Below are 21,175 nucleotides of genomic sequence, written 5' to 3'. Positions count from 1 at the left end.
CTGTCAGATGTGCTACAATGACAATCGACTGATTTTTACGAAAGAAGGGACCTCACGTGAAGCAAGAACTTGTTCTGCGCTGGACATTTTATTTTGCCGGTTTGATCATTTTGGCTTTTGGTGTATCCCTGACGATAGAAGGAAAAGCACTCGGCATTAGTCCGTGGGATGCATTTCATTACAGCCTGTTTCAGCACTTCGGGCTTACCGTCGGCCAGTGGTCCATCATTATTGGAGCGCTCATCGTCGGATTCACGTCATTGTTTACGAGAGCTTGGCCGAAAATTGGGGCCCTCCTGAATATGGTGCTCATTGGTGTATTTATAGATTTTTTCAATTTCATTCTGCCTGCCCCCTCGACCTACACAGGCTCGATCATCGTCTTCTCTCTAGGCGTGGTGCTGATCGGTTACGGCGTCGGTGTTTATGTATCAGCAGGCCTTGGCGCGGGGCCGCGTGATTCACTGATGATGCTGATTACCGAAAAAACCGGCTGGAATGTGCAATGGGTGCGGAACGGCATGGAAATAACCATTTTGTTTGCGGCATGGGGCATGGGTGGGCCGATCGGTTTTGGCACCATTTTGACCGCCATCCTCACCGGACTTATTTTGCGCTTTTCATTGCCCCAGTCAATCCAGCTGCTGAATTATGCTGTGGCAAGGCGGACAGCCGCTGTGAAAGCATCTCCGCCTGTACACTAAAACAAAGCCGCCTTGGCTTTGTTTTTTTATTTTCTCCTCTATATGAGTCTTGTGGAAGTATGATAGGATGGTTTTGACAATCTTTTGCAGACGGAGGATCTAGAATGAAGATTTACGGAATTTATATGGACCGCCCGCTTTCACAGGAAGAAAATGAACGGTTCATGACTTTCATATCACCTGAAAAACGGGAGAAATGCCGGAGATTTTATCATAAAGAAGATGCTCACCGCACCCTGCTGGGAGATGTGCTCGTTCGCTCAGTCATAAGCAGGCAGTATCAGTTGGACAAATCCGATATCCGCTTTAGCACGCAGGAATACGGGAAGCCGTGCATCCCTGATCTTCCCGACGCTCATTTCAACATTTCTCACTCCGGCCGCTGGGTCATTGGTGCGTTTGATTCACAGCCGATCGGCATAGATATCGAAAAAACGAAACCGATCAGCCTTGAGATCGCCAAGCGCTTCTTTTCAAAAACAGAGTACAGCGACCTTTTAGCAAAAGACAAGGACGAGCAGACAGACTATTTTTATCATCTATGGTCAATGAAAGAAAGCTTTATCAAACAGGAAGGCAAAGGCTTATCGCTTCCGCTTGATTCCTTTTCAGTGCGCCTGCATCAGGACGGACAAGTATCCATTGAGCTTCCGGACAGCCATTCCCCATGCTATATCAAAACGTATGAGGTCGATCCCGGCTACAAAATGGCTGTATGCGCCGCACACCCTGATTTCCCCGAGGATATCACAATGGTCTCGTACGAAGAGCTTTTATAAATGGCTCATCAACAACTTGACACCTCGCTCAATATCTTCCGTTTTCACATTGGAAATATTGATTTTTAATAGATTTTCTTTCTGATAATCTGATAAATAATGACGGTCTATCGCCTCAAGGATCACCCCTTGTTTTTTCAGTCTATGAATCACTCTTGAGGCGGGCAGATCCTGAGGAAGCACCAGATGGGTGTGCATACAGGGTGCCTGCCAGCTGGAGAACGTAAAGCGGCCGCTTCCCAGCTGCCTGTGTGTTTGAATGGCTTGATGTAGCCTCAGCGACCGCTCTTTATAAGAATCTCTGATTTTCTCCTTATGCCTGCCGTACATACCGCTTTTCAGGTAAATCTCCAATGCCGCTTGAGAAATCATCGAACAGTCGATGTCGTTCAGTTTTTTGTACACATAGAACTTGTCAGTCAGCGCTTCGGGCAAAACAGCCGCCCCCACGCGAAGGCCGGGGAACATCATTTCGAGAAGCTTTTCAAATAGATGACATGTGAGGACAGATCATATGCGTACAGCGGATCTGCCTTTTTATTTTCCTCCAGATCACCGAGGTAATCATCCTCAACGAGGTAGACATCATACGCTTCTGCCAGTCTCACAAGCTCCTGTTTATCACGCTCTGACAAAGAGCAGCCAAGCGGGTTATGGAAGCGGGGCATCGTATAAAAAAATTTAATCGATTCTGTTTGAAATAACCGCTCAACCTCGGCTATATCAAGCCCTTCTTCCGTTCGTTTCACCCCGATAGCGGGAATCCCAAGCGTCTCAAGCTGTTCGACCATCAAATGGTAGCCCGGCTGTTCAATGGCAATCTTCTCTTTCCCATTTGGGAACGGCATGGCACAAAGCAAGGATAACGCCTGCTGGACACCTGATGTAATGAAAATATGCCGTTCATCCGCAAATACCTGTTGAGTGGCCAAGAGCTTTCGGAGTACGCGGATGAGTGATGGAAGCCCCTTTGGCGTCCCATAAATAAACAAATCGTTTTTGTATGTATCAATCGCTTTGTTGATACAGTGCTGAAAATCAAGATACGGAAACACATCTGGATCCGGCGCAGATGTGGCAAAGTCGATGGGGCCAGGCTGCCCGCTTTTTGATTTCCCTGTCTTTTTCACAATATAATAGCCGCTTTTCGGAACAGAATAGATAAGGTGGCGCTTTTCCAGCTCCTGCAGCGCGCGGATCACTGTGCTTTTGCTGACTTGGTAGCGGGCGGACAGCTGACGGATAGATGGAAGCCTGTCTCCTTCTTGATAGGCGGTGCTTTGCATCATCTCCTCTATCCTCATTAATAGACTCATATATTTCTCCATGCCTTCTCCCCCTGTTTTGTACCGGTACAGTTCATTGTTTTTCTCATTGTACCGTTCTGACCGCGGCCATACAATAAAGGGACTTCCCATTATGGTTAAACATCAGCAAGCCCCCGCTTATATAGCGGCTATTTTATATTCGTTCATTATCGGTTTATCCTTTCTATTCGTAAAAATCGCACTGCAAACAGCAGAGCCGTTTGATATTTTGGCGCATCGGTTCACCATTGCGTTTGCTGCGGCCACTATATCGATCTTATTCGGCTGGGTAAAGCTATCAATCCGCATAAAGGACGTCATTGCCATTTTGCCGCTCGCCCTGCTGTATCCCGCGTTATTTTTCAGCTTTCAGGCATTCGGCCTTGTGTACTCGTCCTCCTCTGAAGCGGGAATTATTCAGGCAGCCATTCCGATTTTCACGATGGTCTTTGCCGCTTATGTTTTAAAGGAACGCCCAACGTGGACGCAAAAGGGATTCACAGTTTTATCCGTTGCCGGCGTCATGTTTATTTTTGTGATGAAAGGCGTTGACGTGGAATCAGCCAGCTTAAAAGGGTCTTTGCTGATCCTATTGTCCGCTTTGTCTTCAGCGATGTACAATACTGCTGCCAGAAAAATGACGCAGCGGTTCAAGCTGACCGAGCTCACCTACATCATGTCAGCCATCGGCTTTGTCGTCTTCAACGCCATCGCCCTTGTGCGTCACGGAGCGGCGGGAACAGTCGGCACTTATTTTCTGCCGTTCTGGGAGCCCGGCTTCGTTCTCGCCATTGTGTATTTGGGCGTGCTGTCTTCACTTGTCACTTCATTTCTGTCTAACTATACGCTGTCGCGAATTGAGGCGTTTAAAATGAGTGCTTTTAATCATGTATCTACCATTGTGACGATGATTGCAGGAGTTGTGATTCTCAACGAAAGCCTGGCCTGGTATCATCTTGCCGGGGCTGTTTGTATTATGATTGGCGTGGTGGGGAGCAATATCAATCTGGAGAAAAAAACAAAGCGCCCTGGTATGCCTGCAAAAAAATGAGAAATTATGCTAGACTGAAAGGAAAAACATGGTTAGAGGTGTAGGTTTACCGTATGATTCAATATGCTAATGAAAGTATCAATCTTCCAGGAGAAATCGCTTTTAAGGATGTAAGAGAAATCTTTTTTTATCAAATCGCAAAAATATCATGCTTTTACTTTCTGTTGTTTTGCGCCATATTTGCTGCAGTTAACTTCATTAACGGATGGCCCCGTATCGTTTATGGCAGTGACGCGCTTAACTTGTTTATGAACAGTATGTTGATTATCGTGATGTCAGTTCTGTTTACACTGCTGCTCCTCCTTCTTCTATATGTGAAGTTTTCCAGAGCATACAAGAAGAACGAACGGATGAAATCTAAAAGAACATATACTCTGAACCAAGAAGGAATTCGTATATGTTCTAAAAAATATGACCTCATTTACAATTGGGATGAAATCACAGCTGTTTTCGAATATAAAAATATCTTCAGGGTCAATACATCAAGTGGCCAATATATTGCGATCCCAAAACGTTTTTTTCATTCCAAAGAGGAAATGAACAGATTCAAGGAGATTATCCTTAAAAATACCGAAACAAAAAAACTCAAATTTAAAAAGGATCAGCATTGACAGTGCTGATCCTTTTATATTGAATGGTGGGTTTCTTTTGCCTTCTGTTTATCTAAAAACGGCACCAGCTCTATTACAGCCGATAAACCCACAAACACGATGCACACAGCGACAATCAGCAAATAACCATGAGTCATGTCAAAAAACAAACCGCCCGCATACACGCTAAGAGCTCCGGCAACCTGATGGATAAAGAAATTGATGCCTAACAGCGATCCGATCAATCCTGTTTGATAGCTTTCCGAAATTGACGCTGCGGTCAGCGGGATCACGCCTGTGTAACTGAGCCCGAATAACAGGATAAACCCGAAGTACCAAAGGTCGCTGTGATGAATTCCGAGAATGGGAATGAGCAGGCAAATGAGGCTGAGCAGCCGAATGAAAAATAAGATGGATAGCATGACGCTTCTGCTGCCGAGGAGATCGGACAGCCAGCCTGCCAATAATCCGCCAATGATGATAAACGCCCCAAACGCGGCCATCATTCCGTTGATATGAGAGACATGCGCATCCTTCAGTATCGGGACGAGGTGAGCATCAATAATTCCCATTGTAAATCCGCAAGTAAACACGCCGAAGTACAGGATATGAATGAGGCGGGATTGCTTCATCACGTTCCAAAACCCCCGCCAATCATAAGATTTTTTCACAGACTCCGCTTGCGCATGTGGCGGGTGCTTCATCCCAAAGACGAGGAGCGGCAGCAGAACAGCCGCCATGACGATTCCCAAAATGGTATAGGTGCTCTGCCAGCCGGCATGATACGGAGCCGCAGCCCAAATGGGTGAGAGAAGCAGCAGGCCCGCAGAGTTGGCATTGGTCAAAATAGCAAGCGCCAGACCTTTGTGTATGTCAAACCAACGGCTGATGAAGTACTGGGTCGTCACGCCGACCGCGCAGGAATACCCGATTCCGCCAAGCACACCGTAAATGGCGGAAAACACATGAACATTCGGTGAATAAGGAAGCACCAAAAAGCTTGCGCTGATGCAGACAGCTCCAAGCGCCATAATTTTTCTGACACTGAAACGGTCGATAAAAAAACCGACAAAAAACTGGACGATGCCGGTTGTGATCATAAAAATGCTGACAGAAACCGAAATCAGCGACCTGTCGGCATGGAAGGCATCTGCCATTGGCAGCATAAAAAATTGAAAGGAATTTCTGAATGAGTTCATTCCGATGGCGAAAACAAACGTAAACAGCAATACAAACCATTTCATCCTGGGAGACGTGCGCATGTTTCGACCTGCCTTTATTTGAGTATTTCGACTATTATACCATACAAAAATTGGCATTCAACACAAAAAAAGCGGAACAGCCGAAGCTGTCCGCTTTTGATCACGGTTGAATGATCGGATGCTGATTCAAGATCGCAAAAATCCGTTCTGCGACTTCTTCCGTTTGTGACAGCAGGAACATGTGCCCGCCGTCAAATTGATGGAATGTGATGTCGTTTGCCCACTTCTTCCACCCTTCCGCATCTCGTATGCATTTTTTATCATCAAGCCCGTTAAAGACATGAACAGGCGACTGGATCTGGGCCAGATCGTAAAGCTCAAATTGTTCAAGAGCCCGGTAATCTGATCGGAAAGAAGGCAGGAAAAAGGACATGACCTCCTTATTTTCAACAAGCTCTGCGGGCATTCCGCCTAATTGGATAATATGATCGAGAAACTGATCATCAGGCAGATGGGACACTTTCTTCCGCTGAATATGAGGCGGCTGGATTGCAGAAATGATAACCGCCTGCGGAAAGATGCCTTCACGCTCAAGCTTTTGCGCCAGCCTGAAGGTGATCATTCCGCCCATACTGTGTCCGAACAGCACAAACGGCCGATCAGGGCGAAGGTTCAGTTCTTGCTTGTACAAATCCGTCAGCTCTTCGAGATCCTCAATGGCTGACGTTTGATTCGTGCCGTGTCCCGGCGGCTCGGCAGCGAGCATCTCGCACTCCCCCTGCAAAAAAGCATGGAGAGGGCGAAACGACGCCGAATAGCCGCCGGCAAACGGAAAACAGATGAGCTGTGTTTTTTCTGACGCATCAAATGATTTGAAGAGTTGGCTCATTGGCTGTCTCCTCCTTTCATCACTTCATTTATGAAACCGTTACGGTTTGTGTATTAAGAAATTCGAGCAAAATCCCGGCATTCCTATCTAGCGTTTCGCCCTGCAGCATTTCTGCGTGTGTTCCGAAGCCTCTTTTCACACGGTAAGCACCTGTTGTAGCTTCTTCCCATGATGCAAGCCATTCCGGCATGTCAAAATCAGCGCCGGAAGTCAACAGATCAATATCTGCTTTCACCTGGCCTGTGCTGATCAGGTTGACGTAGTATGAGTAAAAGGCATGTGTTTTTTGCTTGAGGCCTTGTTTGACAGCTTCGCTGTTGAGCGCTTCATTGTCCCGATTGACATTCATCAACGCTTCGACATCACTTTCAACCGTGCGTCCGTCCAGATCACTGACACCTTGTTTTTTATAGGAATCCACCATGATGATCCGCTGAACAATACGGCCTTGTTCCTCAAGCTTTTTCGCAGCTTCAAACGCCAGGCTGCATCCCGCTGAATATCCAAACAATGTTAAAGGCCCTTCCGGCTGCAGCTTCTGGATCAAATCCGCATAGCGGTCAAGCCGGTCTTCCTCCTCAATAAAATCAAAGGCGCATAGCTTGTATGACGGCAAGCGGCTGGACAGATTTTGGTACATAAGACCATAGCCCAAGACCGGCGGGAAGGCGAAAATGATCTGCTCCTGATCCTGATTCATTATCGTTACATCCTGCAAGCCATCGGGACCCCCGTTTTTCACATACGCTGAAATGCCGGCGATCGTCGGCGCTTCAAACAAAAGCTTTACTGGAAGATCAATCCCAAGCTCTTTCTTAATGCGGGAAGCGGCGGTCATTGCCTTTAAGGAATGCCCTCCGAGCGCAAAGAAATCGTCATGAATGCCAATTTGCTTTCTGCCGAAAACCTCAGACCATATTTGTGCGATTGTTTCTTCCATCTCGTTCCGCGGTCCGATCCATTCTTCCGCCAGCTGATCCTGATCAGGTTTTGGGAGCAGCCGTTTATTGACTTTCCCGTTCGTCGTTAAAGGAAGCTCATCCAAGAAGGTAAAGGTTTGCGGCACCATGTAAGCAGGAAGCTGTTTTTTCAGGTGCGCCTTCACGTCCTCAGCTGAAAGCTGCGTCCGGTTCACGAGGTAGGCATTGATTGATGCATCGCCAGACTCAGGGCGGTCCGCCACAACGACCGCATCTTTCACACCTGGGTATTCCTGCAGCTGCTTTTCGATTTCTTCAAGCTCAATCCGGTGTCCACGTATTTTGACCTGGTCGTCAATACGGCCGGCGTATTCAATCGTTCCATCCGGCAGCCAGCGCGCTAAATCCCCTGTGCGGTAAAGCGTTTCTCCCGGCTTGAACGGGTTCTTAATAAACTTTTCCTTCGTGAGGTCAGCACGATTTACATATCCTTTTGACACGCCCATTCCACTGATGCACAGTTCACCGATCGCCCCGAATGGCTGGAGCTGGCTTTGCTCGTTCAGAATATAAACACTGGCATTGCTGATCGGCTTTCCGATCGGCAATGAGGAGATGGAATCCGGTATATCATGCACGACGTGAGCAGTCGCAAACACTGTTCCCTCAGTCGGCCCGTAGCAGTTAATCAGCTTGCCCGGCCCCATGACCCGCAGCGCTTTTCTGACATGAGGCACTGACGCGCGCTCTCCGCCGAATAATATACAGCGTAGTCCCTTCATCCAATCCTCTCCCGCATCCGTGAGAAGATTAAATAGTGCGGTTGTCGCAAACATGACATTGACATTCTCTTGCAGGATCAGATCTGTGAGCCGTTCTGTATCAAGCAGCGTATGTTCATCTGCGATAATGAGCCGTGCCGCATTCAGCATAGAAGCATAGAAATCAAAGGTAAATGCGTCAAAGGCGTAATTGGAAACAGATAAGAATGTATCTTTCTCAGAGAATGCCATGTAGTCTACATGCTTGACCAATCCTTGAATATTGGCATGAGTGGTGATATTGCCCTTTGGCTTTCCGGTTGTGCCGGACGTGTACATGATATATGCCGGATCATTAGGATCAATCGCGGTTGCAGGATCGCTTGCCTGTTCTTCAAACCGTGTTTGATCATCAATGAAGAGCGTTGTGCCTGTATACGGCAGCTCAGCCGCTTGTTCTTTCATCTCCTGATGCGTCAGAAGACAGGCTGCCGCACTGTCAGCCAGCATATACGAGATTCGGTCCTCTGGCAGCTTCGGATCAACCGGCAGATAGGCTGCTCCCGCCTTTAATACACCGAGAATGCCGATCACCAGTTCAAGTGAGCGCTTCGTGTACAGCGCTACAACAGAGCCTTTGCCCGCACCGTGTTTTTGCAGCCGGCGTGCAAGGCGGTTCGCTTCCTCATCTAATTCGCGATAAGACAGGGTCTGGCCGGAATACGTAAGCGCCGGCGCATCCGGATTGACGTTCACTGCTTCCTTGAACCAATCCGTCAGAGGCTTTGTTTCATGAGCTTGAGCCGGCGGGTTTAAGCCGGTTAGCAAAAATTCTCTCTCCCTGTCGTCAACGAGGTTGATCGTGCTGACAGGCTGATCAGGATTCTGGATGAGCTGCTGAATTGCTGTGAGAAGCTGAGATTTCAAGCGCAGGATAAACGCCTCATCAAACACATTCTCATTATAGGCAAGCTTAATCAGCATCTCATCTCCAGGGGAAGCCATCAGGTTGAGATCATAATTCGACTTCTCAAAAACATGAACATCCACCATATCAAAGCCGTTTTCACTGCTTTCTTCATTTTTCGCATCCTGAAGCGGATAGTTCTCAAAAACAATGATGTGGTCAATCAGTTTCGGCTGATCGGCCTGGCTTTGGATGTCATAAAGCGGCACATATTGGTGCGGCTCAGACTGCAGCGATTGCTCCTGCAGCTGCTTGAGCAAGCCGTTAAATGTGATACCCTCAGACAGCTTCACACGTCTCGGGACAACGTTGATAAACAGCCCGACCATATGTTCAACGCCTTTGATTTCCGCGGGACGCCCTGAAACAACTGTACCGAAGGCCAAATCGCCAGACTGCTGATAGCGGCTGATCAATACGCTCCAGACTGCCTGCAGCGCCGTACTTAAAGTGGTATGCTGCGATTTTGCAAGCTCAGTAAAAGCCTTTGTTTCCGCCTCCGACAGTGAAAAGAGCAGCTCTTTCGGCTCATAGCCGTCCTTCTGTTTCTTCCTTTGCTCCGCAAACGTCGTTTGTCCTTCAAAGTCCTCCAAGTACTCGCGCCAGTAGCGGAGCGATGCTTGTTTATCCTGCTTTTCAAGCCACTTGATGTAGTCTTTATACGGTTTGACGGGCGGCAGGCTGTACGGCTTTTGTTCGCGCAGAGCATTGTATACCTTAAATAGATCCTGTACGACGATGCCGAAGCACCATCCGTCCAAAATAATGTGGTGGTAGCTCCACACCCATTCAAAGCTTTCTTCAGCTTTCTTGAAAATGGCTGCCCGCATCGGAATATCCCGCGTCAAATCAAAACCCCTGATCTTATCCTGTTCTTTGTACTCATTGATTTTGGCTGTTTGCTCGCTGTCCGTTAAGTGTGTCAGATCGATTTCTTCTATTTGGAACTGCCGTTTTTTCAATACGACTTGGACAGGTCTTTTTACTTTTTCGTGAATGAACACGGTACGAAATACATCGTACCGGTCCATGATCACATTCATGCTTTCTTCAAGACATTTGATATTCAAGCTGCCTTTTACTTTCATCGTGATTTGTTCAAGGTAAAAGCTTTGGCCGGGATTCAGGATGGCATGAAAAAGCATCCCTTCCTGCATCGGCGATAGGTAATACATATCTTGAACCTGATCCTTGCTAAATTGACTCATATGTTTCGCTCCCGCCTTCTGTAATTCCCTTGCGTTTTATTTTAAATTCTCCTCAAGCATGTCAAAGATATCTCCCATCTCGTCCATTTCAAGGTCTTCGGCGCTGAAGTCGCTTGGTGTGAATTCCTTGTCTTCTTTTTCCGTGCAATGGCGGATTAGCATCAGGAGGTTTTCTTTAAACCGTTCCATTTGCTCCTCGACTGTAGCTCTTTCAAACTCCTTCTCATTGTAGGAGCAGGAAAGCACAAACTGGCCGTTTCTGATCATGCCGCTGAAGCTTAAAGCGTACAGCGCCTCTGATTCTCCGCTTACTTGGCGCCCCATATCGAAAGCGGATGGTTCAAAGAAATCGGTTTTGACTTCACTGTCGAATTGGCCCAAATAGTTGAAGCTGATCTCCGGTGTGAAGCCCTTTGTTTCCGCTGTTTCTGTGAAATAACGAAGAATGCCGTAGCCAACACCTTTGTCGGGAATGCGGCGCAGGTTTTCTTTGACTGTTTTGATCACAGCCGAGGCATCTGCGTCAGATATGTCGAGCACAACAGGGTATTGTGCCGTAAACCAGCCGACCGTTCTGGAGATATTCACATTCGGGATAATGTCCTCCCGGCCGTGTCCCTCAAGGTTAATGCCGATTTTGGCACCCTTTGTCCATTCTTTCATTGTCAAACCGAGCGCACTGAGAAGAATATCGTTGATTTCAGTTCCATATGGCTGATGAACATCTGTTAAAAGATGCTTAGTGTCTTCTTCCGTTAATTCACATAGGACGGATGATGTATCCTTGACGATCCGCTGCTCTGTTTCACAATCCTTCGGTAAAGGAGAAACCTGTTCAGCGGCAATTTGCGACCAGTATTCAGCCTGCTGTAAAAGATGCGCTGATTGGCTGAATGCCGCCAGTTCTTCCGCCCAGTCCTTGAAGGAGTTTGTTTTTTGCGGGAAGACAAGGCTCTCTTCTTTCTCAGCCTGCATGTAGCCTGAAGCAAAGTCTTCAAGCAAAATCCGCCATGACACACCGTCGACCACGAGATGGTGTACAGCAATGAGCAGGTGATCCCCAGCTTCTGTGCGATATTGCTCCGCCTTTAAAAGCGGCCCGGTTCTCAGATCGAGACTGCTTTGCAGCTTGTTCGCGAGAATCTTAATCTGGCTTCTCAGCATCTCTTCATCAGAGCCGTACAGATCCACGATTTCGAAGCTGACCTTGCTCTCACCGATCGGTTTATACGCCTGAACGATGTCCCCGTTTTCCTCACGATAGACCATGCGGAGCGCGTCATGATGCTCGATCAGCGCCTGCAATGTTTTCTCCACCCGTTCAGGATCAAAGCCCTTCTTGGCGTGAAGCATCACAGATTGGTTCCAGTGGTGCTTGTTCGTGAAGTTCTTTTCAAAGAACCAGCGCTGGATCGGCGTCAGGATGACTTCGCCCTCTACCGGGCCTTGGTCTGCCTGTTTGCCTTCGGCACGCTCTACATATTGGGTCAGCTCTTCGATCGTCGGATGCTGGAAGAGATCTTTCATTTCCAGCTTCCAGCCGTGCTGGTTCAAGCGGCTCGCCATTTGAATTCCTTTGATGGAATCTCCGCCAAGCGAGAAGAAATTGTCGGTGACACCGACTTCAGACATTCCAAGCACGTCCTGCCAGATGCCGGCAAGCAGCTCTTCCATGTCGGTCGTCGGCGCTTTGTATTCTCCGCTTCCCGCTTCAATGTCCGGCTCAGGCAAGGCTTTGCGGTCCACTTTGCCGTTTGCCGTAACCGGAAGCTCGTTCAGCGTCACCCAGAACGCCGGGATCATGTAATCCGGCAGGGTTTCCTTCAGTGCTGATTTCAGTGCTTCTATGTCAGCTGATTCCGGGGTGACATACGCCGCGATCGCTGTGTTGCCACCTTTATCTTTGACAGCTGTCACCGCCGCATCCTGCACCTCAGAAAGCTGGGCGAGCTGGACTTCGATTTCTGAGAGCTCGATCCGGTAGCCGCGGACCTTGACCTGCTGGTCGATCCGGCCGATGTATTCGATGCCGCCGCCTGTCCACTTCACCAAATCGCCGGTGCGGTACATGCGCTCACCCGGCACAAACGGATCAGCGACAAACCGCTTCGCGGTTTCGTCTTCTCGATTCAGATAGCCTCGTGCCAGTCCGCGCCCCGCCACGCAAAGCTCTCCGGCTACGCCTTCCGGCTGCACCTGATTGCCCTCGCCGAGAATGTATACTCTCGTATTGGCAATGGCCCTTCCGATGGAAAGCGAGCCTTCCTCCGGATGGATTTCTGCGCTTGTGGCAACGACCGTATTTTCTGTCGGCCCGTAGTTATTGACGAGTGTGTACGGCTTTTTCACTGCGCGCTTCAGCTTGTCTCCTCCGGTCAAGAGGACGCGAAGTGATGTGTTCTCAAGCTCCATGAACTGTTCCGCAAGCTGTGTCGGCAGGAACGTGATCGTTACGCCGTTCGTTTCAAAATAATCGTTCAGGCGGACGATATCGAGGCGGATCGCTTCATCAATGACGTGAAGCTCAGCGCCGATCGTCCAAGTCGGGAACATCTCCCAAATGGAAGCGTCGAACCCAAAGCCCGCGTACTTCGCACTGCGGTCCTCCGCTGTCATGCTGAACGCGTCGTGGTGCCAGAAGCACAGGTTCACAAGCGCATGGTGCTCGACCATGACACCCTTCGGCTGTCCGGTCGTTCCAGACGTGTAAATCATGTACGCCAAGTTCTCCGCGGTTACAGCGGTTTCTGGATTTCCCTCGTCGTTTTCATCAAGCGGCAGGCTTAGAATCGTGCGGCTTCCGTCGAGAAGAATGACATCTCCCGTAAAGCTGTCCGGCACTGAAATGCCTTCCTGTTTCAAGAGAAGCTTCGCGCCGCTGTCCTGTAAAATATACTCAATCCGCTGATCCGGGTAGTCAGGATCAATCGGCACAAACGCCGCTCCGGCTTTCAAGACGCCGAGCACCGCGGCGGACATTTCAAGCGACGGCTTCGTGAGAATGCCGACGCGGTCATCCGGACTGATGCCGCAGTCCATCAGAATCCGCGCGAGACGATTCGCCTTCGCATTCAGCTCGCCGTACGTCCAAGACTGGCCGTTGTATGTGACAGCCGGGCGGTCTTTGTGGCGCTGGACAGTCTCTTCGAATAGCTGATGAACCGTTTTGTCTGTCGGCACAGGCAGCGCTTTACCCTTCCATGCCTCAAGAAGCGCTTGCTTTTCTGTCTCGGTGACCAGTGACAGGCTGGAAAGCGGCTGGTTCGGGTTATCCGCAACAGCCTTTAGTAGCCGCAGAACGTATTCGCTCCATTTTTCAGCTGTTTCTTTTGCGAACAGATCTGTCGCATATTCGAGCTGCAAGCCAATGCCATTTTCATCAGTAAATCCGCCCAGTGTCAGATCAAACTTAGAAGTTCCCTGATGAGCCTCATAAGGTGAAATGCTCAGATTTTGCAATGTAAGCTGTTCTTTATCAGGGTTTTCTGTCGTCACCATCACATTAAACAATGGGTTTCGGCTCATATCCCGAGGGAGATCAAGCTGATTAACCAGATCTTCAAACGGATACTCCTGATGCTCAAGCGCTGACAAGTTCGTCTGCTTTGCTTGCTCCAAAAGCTCCGCAAATGTTTGCTGTTCTTTCGCTTCCATTCTCAGGGCAAGTGTATTGACGAACATTCCCGGCATGTCCTGAACATCAGCATTCGTCCGGCCGGCAGTAACGGAGCCGATGACGATATCCCGCTGTCCGGAAATTTTGCTTAAAAAGACGTGGAAAACAGCATGGAGCACCATGTGCAAGGTCGTTCCGGTTTCCGCAAGCAGTTTTTCTACCGCCTTTGCCGTCTCACTTCCCGTACGGAAACGGATCGTATCTCCATTAAAGCTTTGCACAGGCGGACGGGCATAATCAAGCGGGAGATCAAGCTCAGGCAGCTCGCCTGAAAGAACTGACATCCAGTACGCCTCATGCTCCTTCATCCGTTCTTTTTGCTCAGCTTCATTTTGCCAAACGGCGAAATCTTTATAATGAAGCGCCGGCTCCGGAAGCTGCTCTCCTTTGTAAAGCAGCGCCAATTCTTTTACAAAGATGCCTCTTGAGACGCCGTCTGCGATGATATGATGCATATCTAAAAGCAACAAATGTTTTTTCGCTTCTATTCGAAGCAAAGCTGCGCGAATGAGCGGTGCGTCGTTTAAGTCGAATGGCCGGATAAATTCCTTAATCTTTTGGTCCGCTTCGTCTTCTTTGGCTTCAAACACATGAAGATCAACCTCCGCCTTCTCAATGATGCGCTGAACAGGCTCACCATTAGCTTCCATAAATGACGTCCGCAATGATTCGTGACGGTTCACGAGCTGATTGAGTGAGTCGCGCAGGCGCGAAATATCAAGCTCTCCTTCCATTAGAAGAACAGATGGCATGTTGTAGCTTATCGTCTGGCGGTCAAGCTGATTGAGCACGTACATCCGTTTCTGTGCGGATGACAATGGATACATATCCTGCTTGTCAGCCGGCTTGAGTACTTGATGACCGCCTGAAACGGCAGACGCCTCCATATAAGCCGCCAGCTGTCGAACAGTCGGCTGCTCGAACAGTGCTTTAAGCGGTACGCTTTTCTCCAATTCCGCCTGAATGTTGGCAATCAGCATCATCCCTTTTAATGAATGGCCGCCTAAATCGAAAAAATTGTCGTCAATGCCGATGGCTTCTATGCCAAGCGTTTTCTGCCAAATGCGGCATAAGCTTTCTTCAAGCGCTGTCTCCGGTACGGCCAAGGCCTTGCCTCCGGATTGTGCCGCGTTCGGCTTCGGCAAAGCGTTTCTGTCGGTTTTTCCGTTTGCCGTCAGCGGAATCGCGTCAACCTGCACAAAGAAAGCAGGAATCATATGAGACGGCAGTGTTAGGGAAAGCTGGTATCGGAGCTCTGCTTTTTCAATAGCTTGATCCGACGTATAATACGCGCAAAGCTCTTGAAGACCGCCCTCGGAAACCGCTAGTACAACCGCTTCTTGAATTCCACTGAGGCTGAGCATGACCGTTTCAATTTCTTTCGGCTCAATGCGGTAGCCGCGGATTTTCACCTGATCATCAGCCCGGCCGATAAATGCAAGCGTACCGTCAGAAAGTCTTCGTACGACATCTCCGGTTTTGTACATGAGGCTTCCCGGCGAATATGGATTTTCTACAAATCTCTCGGCTGTCAGCTGAGGCCTGTTGAGATACCCTCTCGCAAGCCCCTGTCCCGTGATATAGAGCTGTCCGCTCGCTCCCGGCGGCACAAGCTTCAATGCTTCATTTAAGACAAGCGCGCCGGCATTCGCAATCGGCCGTCCGATTGTCGGGCGTTTCGCAAATGCATCCGGCTCAGACAGATCAACCCGCCCGGCGATGGCGCCGATCGTTGCTTCTGTCGGGCCGTAGTGATTGATAAATTCGGTATGTCCATACATCTTACGGAAGGCGAGAACATCAGTCGGGATGATTTTTTCTCCTCCCAAGACGATCAAGCGCAAGGATTCAAAGTTCGCATCTTTTGCAAAACTGGCGGTGTTCACTATTGTATGGAACAGAGACGGTGTCAGTTTGATATAAGTGATCCCATGCTCCTTGATATAGTGCGCTATTTCATCCGGCGCCGTATAGGTTTCCTTCTGGACGATATGGAGCTCGCCCCCGCCCAGAAGTACGGGGAACATGCTCGTATAGCCAAGGTCAAATGCGTAAGATGAAAGCAATACAGTCTTATCATTTTCCGTCAGGCTCGCCTCTTCACTAAACCAAGAGACATAGTTTGTCAGATTGCGATGCTCAATCTGCACGCCCTTCGGCTTTCCGGTCGTACCGGACGTATAAATGACGTATGCAAGATTGCGAGACCCTGAAATGGATGATGGGCGCTCCTTGCTTTCATTTCTCCATTTACCGTCATCAAGGCTGACGATTGTCCCTTCATATTGCCCAATAGCCGTCATGTTTCTTTCATTCACGACCGCAAATTTTGCTCCGCTGTCCTCTAATGAATAACGGATTCGTTCTTCAGGTGTATCAGGATCAATCGGAAGGAAAGCTGCCCCCGCCTTCATGACACCGAGAATCGATACCATGACTTCAGCTGACCGGTCCATAACAATCGCGACGATGTCTTCATTTCCGGCCCCTTGGGCACGAAGATGATGCGCCAGCTGGTTCGCCTGTTCATCAAGCTCGCGATAGGTCAGCAGATTTCCGCCAGCCTTCACCGCAGGATGGTCAGGTGTTTGCTGGGCCTGTTTTTCAAAAAGAGCGGCAAAGGTTGCTTCGGTAATTTGAGTCATATGTCTTTCTTCTAGCAAAGCAGCTGTTTCTGCAGATGAAAGCAGATCTACATCAGACAGCCGAACGTTTGGATTAGCCGCGGCCGCTTTGATGATATTGACAAAGTGGCGGCTCCAGCGGCGGATCGTCTCGTCCTTAAACAAGGCAGTCGCATAGTCAAAGCTTAGGCCGATATCCTCTTCACGCTCGACCGCTTCCAAGGAAAGATCAAATTTCGCAACATGATGAAGCATGGAATACGAGGAAATCTTCAAATCTCCTAATCTTAATGAAGGAATCTCCATATTTTGCATGTTGAACATCACGCTGAACAGCGGACTTCTGCTTGTATCCCTTGTAAGCGGAAGCTTTTCAATCAGCTCCTCAAGCGGATAGCTCTGGTGCTCGAATGCTTGAAGGCTGGCTGTTTTGACCTCTTCAAGAAATTGCGCGAAGGTTTTATCTCCCGCAGGTGCCGTTCTGAGTGCCACCGTGTTGACAAACATACCCGGCACACCTTGCAGATCAGGATGTGTTCTGCCAGCTGTCGGCGAGCCGACAATGATATCCTCCTGTGACGCGTACTTGGAAAGGAGTACATTGAACGCCGCCAGCAAAAACATGTACATTGTCGTATCTGTTTCTGCCATGAGCGATTTGATTTGAGCCGTGATTTGCTTATCAAGCCCAAACATCACGCGCTCTCCCGCAAAGCTCCGTTCAGAAGGCCGCTCGAAATCCGCGGGAAGATCCAGTATTGGCAGTTCGCCTTTAAAGACATCGAGCCAGTATTCCTCATCTTTTTGATAATCAGTTTGTTCTTTGTGCCAAACTGCGTAATCTTTATAGTGAATTTGTGGCAGTTCCAGATCTGCGCCTTGATATATTTTGGCAAGATCACCGATTAGAATGCCTGTTGAACTTCCGTCAGTAATAATATGATGCATATCAATGAGCAGCAGATGGCGTTTTTCTTCCAGCTGGACAAGCTTCGAACGGACGAGTGGCGCGCGGTTTAATTCAAACGGCTGAACAAATGCTTTGATTATCTCTTCCGCGTCTTCTTCCCGTCCCTTGGCAGCCTCCAGCTGGAACGATATGTTTTTATGAACGGTTTGCACAACCTCTCCGTCGATCATGTCAAACGATGTACGGAGGATTTCGTGCCGGTTGATTAATTGCTGAATCGCGTTTTCAAGCCGGTCTTTATCTACTTCTCCCTCCAGCAGAAGTACAGCGGGGACGTTGTAGCTTGTGTTTGCTTGTCCAAGCTGATTGAGGATATACATTCTCCGCTGGGCCGGGGATACAGGATAATGCTGCTGATAAGATGCTTGCCTGATCGGTTCAAACGTCTGCTCCTCCTTGCTTTCGTTCTCTTCCAAATACAGTGCCAGTTCTTGAATAGTCGGCTTTTCAAAAAGCACTTTTATCGGAACTTCCTTATGAAAATGCTCTTGAATTTTCGCCGTCATCATCATCGCTTTCAAAGAATGACCGCCGATCATAAAGAAGTTATCGGTAACGCCTGCTCTGACGCCGAGTATTCCTTCCCAGATCTCCGCTAATTTCTTTTCACTCTCTGTTTCTGGTGCTGCGTATTCCGGCTGCACGGCTTCTGATTGCGGTGCAGGCAGTTCTTTTTTGTTGATTTTCCCGTTTGGCGTGAGCGGCAGGCTGTCCATTTGAATCAGGTGGGCAGGGACCATATAGTCAGGCAAAGACTGAGACAGTGTTTTTCTCAGCTCACTCACAGCCACTTCACGATCCGCCGTGAAGTACGCGCAAATTTCATTTTCATCTGCTTTGTTCTTGCGGATGATCACCGCAGCCTCTGTCACATGCTCAGCCATGTTCAGTTTTGTTTCAATTTCGCCAAGCTCAATTCGGAAGCCGCGCACCTTCACTTGGTTGTCGATTCTGCCTAAAAATTCGATATTGCCGTCCGGCAGCCATCTTGCCAAGTCACCAGTGCGGTAAATTCTCTCACCCGGTCTGAACGGGTCTTCGAGAAATTGCTTCTCCGTCAGCTCAGGGAGATTGACATATCCTCGCGCTACACCGATTCCGCCTACGCAAAGCTCACCAGGCGCGCCGATTGGCTGCAGGCATTGCTGCTCATCCATAATATAGGCAGTGGAATTTCCGATCGGCTTCCCGATTGGGATAGAGCCGCCATACTCGCGGTCGATCAGAAAACTGGTTGAAAACGTCGTGTTTTCTGTCGGGCCGTATCCGTTCCACAATGAAAGCGACGGCGATGCCTGTTTTACTTTGCTGACAATATGCGGGACAAGGGCGTCTCCGCCGATGATTAAATGGCGCAGTGTGCCGAACATACCCGCATCCTTTGCAGCAAGCTGGTTGAATAAAGGTGATGTCAGCCACATGGTTGTGATGCTTTGCTCACGCAGGAATGCAGCAAATTGTTTCGCATCAAGCAGTGTCTCTTTTTTGACCGGATAAAGCGCTGCGCCATTCAGCAGTGCGCCGAATACCTCAAACGTTCCGGCATCAAAGCTGACTGCCCCTGTTTGCGCCATGCGGTCCTCTTCAGTAACAGGAACGTACCCGGCATTTTTGACGAGGCGCAGAATGCTTTTATGTTCGATCATGACGCCTTTCGGTTTGCCCGTTGAACCGGATGTGTACATGATGTACGCCAAATCAGACGGGGCGGATGGCAGGTTGAGATTGTCAGCTTCGCCATCTTCAATGCCTATGTCCAGTGTAAGAACTGGCACCTGCAGCTGATGTGCCTGCCCTGTATAAGAATTTCCGGTCAAAACCATTCGAACGGAGCTGTCCTCTGCCATGAAACGAAGACGATCCCCCGGAAGCGCTGGATCAAGCGGCACATATGCAGCGCCTGCTTTTAACACAGCCAGCATGCCGACAACGGTTTCTACTGAGCGGTCGTTCATAATCGCTGCTGTTTCCCCTTTTTGAAGGCCTTGTTCGACAAGCTTTCTCGCCAGACGGTTAGCCGCTGCATTCAGCTCACGGTACGTCAGCTCGGTTCCTTCATATACGACGGCAGTGCTCGCCGGCGTCCGTTTCGCTTGCTCTTCAAACACTTGGTGAACAGCCATTCCTTCAGGGAGTTCGGCTTTCGTGCTGTTAAACACCTCGACAATTTGACGCTGCTCTTCGTCTCCCACAAGCCCGTACTCACGCACAAAAGCGGCCGGCTGATCGACAGCTGCTTCCATCATGCGGGTAAGGTGCTCCGCTGTCCGTTCGATAAAAGCGGAATCAAAGGCGGCTCCGTTATATTTAATTTTGACGGTCCATGTTTTGCCTGGATACACAATCAGGTTGAAATCGAAGCTCGTTTGTTCAAATGCGCTTTCTACCTTAATCGAAAACCCGAGGCGGTCTTCCATGCTGCCGTTTTCAAGCTCTTGATCAAGCGGATAATTTTCAAACGCGACCAGATGGTTTAAGAGATTGCCATCAAGGGCTGAGCGTTTTTGAATCTCATAGAGCGGCACGTAATCGTAACGCTCTGCCTCTACTGCATGCTGCTGAACAGCTGTGAAAATATCAGCGAATGCAGCATCTCGTTCAACTTTCACCCGCACCGGAATGGTGTTGATAAACAGCCCCGCCATCGTTTCAATTCCGTTGATTTCAGACGGCCTTCCTGAGACGACCGTTCCGAAGACAACATCATCCGTAAAGTTGTATTTGCTGAGAACAATGCCCCAAACGGCCTGAAATAGGTTAGGCCCTGTCACTTGATGGAGATTTGCGGTTTGCTGAATACGGGCAACCAATGTTTCGTCCCATGTAAAGGAATATTCTTTATTGACGTATTCGTCTTTTTTCACAGGCAGGCGGCCCGGGAGCACGCTTGGCTGTTCAAAACCCGCCAAGCGCTCGCTCCAGTAGCTCTCCGCTTCTTCATTGTCCTGTTTTCCAAGCCACTTGATGTAATCGGAATAAGGCTTGCCTTGACCGTTTGCCGGTGTCCTGCCTGCTCTGAGCGCTTCATAGTTTTGGAACAGGCTTTTCATGAGGACGCCCATGCTCCAGCCGTCCATCATAATATGATGATTGCTCCAGACAAGATACAGCTGATCTGCAGCAAGGCGGAAAACCGCCACCTTGAACAATATGTCTTTTGCCAGGTTAAAGCCTTGGCGCTGAACGTCTTGTTTGTAACGCTCAATGTGCTCCTTCTGGCGATTCTCGTCTGCATGACTGATATCCTCATAATGCACCTTTGTTTTGCGTTCCGCTAACACGACCTGACGCGGTTTTTGCAGCTGCTGATGCACAAATACCGTACGGAGAATATCGTATGACCGAATCAGTTCATTGACGCTTTTCTCAAAGATTTCAAGATCAAAAGCGCCGTGAATCCCAAGCTCTAATTGTGTGAAGTACGAGGAAGAATGCGGATCAAGCATCGCATGATACAGCATTCCCTCCTGCATTGGTGTCAGTGCGTACACCTTTTGAATCGATTTTTTGCTCATATGCCACCTCTA

The 21,175-nt window shown here is 49.0% G+C and carries 8 protein-coding genes and 3 pseudogenes; 4 read left to right on the top strand and 7 right to left on the bottom strand.

The features are described from left to right. The first annotated feature begins 56 nt into the window (after nt 1–56). Entirely contained in the window at nt 57–704 is a 648-nt protein-coding gene (locus MHB62_RS02065) for a YitT family protein (RefSeq protein ID WP_014475783.1), read from the top strand. 104 nt (nt 705–808) lie between these two features. After that, entirely contained in the window at nt 809–1,483 is a 675-nt protein-coding gene (locus tag MHB62_RS02060; protein WP_015715234.1) for a 4'-phosphopantetheinyl transferase, read from the top strand. Here MHB62_RS02060 and MHB62_RS02055 read toward each other — a convergent pair. Beyond that, a pseudogene (locus MHB62_RS02055) lies at nt 1,478–2,811 on the bottom strand (PLP-dependent aminotransferase family protein). The gene MHB62_RS02060 and the pseudogene MHB62_RS02055 sit on opposite strands and share 6 nt — an antisense overlap. A gap of 91 nt (nt 2,812–2,902) precedes the next feature. On the opposite strand from MHB62_RS02055, the gene MHB62_RS02050 reads away from it, so the two are divergent. Then, nucleotides 2,903–3,841 carry a DMT family transporter gene (locus MHB62_RS02050; protein ID WP_032722906.1) on the top strand — a complete coding sequence of 313 codons (939 nt, stop codon included), beginning with the start codon at nt 2,903–2,905 and terminating at the stop codon, nt 3,839–3,841. Nucleotides 3,842–3,894: 53 nt separating this feature from the next. Then, nucleotides 3,895–4,452 carry a YcxB family protein gene (locus MHB62_RS02045; RefSeq protein WP_029726576.1) on the top strand — a complete coding sequence of 186 codons (558 nt, stop codon included), beginning with the start codon at nt 3,895–3,897 and terminating at the stop codon, nt 4,450–4,452. 14 nt (nt 4,453–4,466) lie between these two features. On the opposite strand, the gene MHB62_RS02040 is transcribed toward MHB62_RS02045, so the two are convergent. The 6 genes and pseudogenes from MHB62_RS02040 to srfAB (MHB62_RS02015) form a co-directional block, all read right to left on the bottom strand. Continuing rightward, nucleotides 4,467–5,693: an MFS transporter gene (locus MHB62_RS02040; RefSeq protein WP_029726577.1), complete on the bottom strand. Its 1,227-nt coding sequence runs from the start codon at nt 5,691–5,693 to the stop codon at nt 4,467–4,469. Between the two features lie 100 nt (nt 5,694–5,793). After that, a complete protein-coding gene (gene srfAD, locus MHB62_RS02035) occupies nt 5,794–6,522 on the bottom strand; it encodes a surfactin biosynthesis thioesterase SrfAD (protein ID WP_029726578.1) in 729 nt (242 codons plus the stop codon). A gap of 28 nt (nt 6,523–6,550) precedes the next feature. After that, a complete protein-coding gene (gene srfAC, locus MHB62_RS02030; protein ID WP_032722905.1) occupies nt 6,551–10,378 on the bottom strand; it encodes a surfactin non-ribosomal peptide synthetase SrfAC in 3,828 nt (1,275 codons plus the stop codon). 36 nt (nt 10,379–10,414) lie between these two features. Continuing rightward, a pseudogene (srfAB, locus tag MHB62_RS02025) lies at nt 10,415–17,944 on the bottom strand (surfactin non-ribosomal peptide synthetase SrfAB); the annotation flags it as partial. Next, nucleotides 17,890–18,030: a competence protein ComS gene (comS, locus tag MHB62_RS02020; RefSeq protein WP_010886404.1), complete on the bottom strand. Its 141-nt coding sequence runs from the start codon at nt 18,028–18,030 to the stop codon at nt 17,890–17,892. The pseudogene srfAB (MHB62_RS02025) and the gene comS, both read right to left, overlap by 55 nt. 43 nt (nt 18,031–18,073) lie before the next feature. Beyond that, nucleotides 18,074–21,163: pseudogene (srfAB, locus tag MHB62_RS02015) on the bottom strand (surfactin non-ribosomal peptide synthetase SrfAB); the annotation flags it as partial. Between the last annotated feature and the right edge of the window lie 12 nt (nt 21,164–21,175).

The organism is Bacillus sp. FSL K6-0255, from assembly GCF_045040725.1.
In the GTDB taxonomy this organism is placed as follows: Bacteria; Bacillota; Bacilli; order Bacillales; family Bacillaceae; genus Bacillus; species Bacillus subtilis.
Note: the sequence above shows the minus strand (reverse complement) of the source record. Positions and strands in the feature narration are given on the sequence as shown.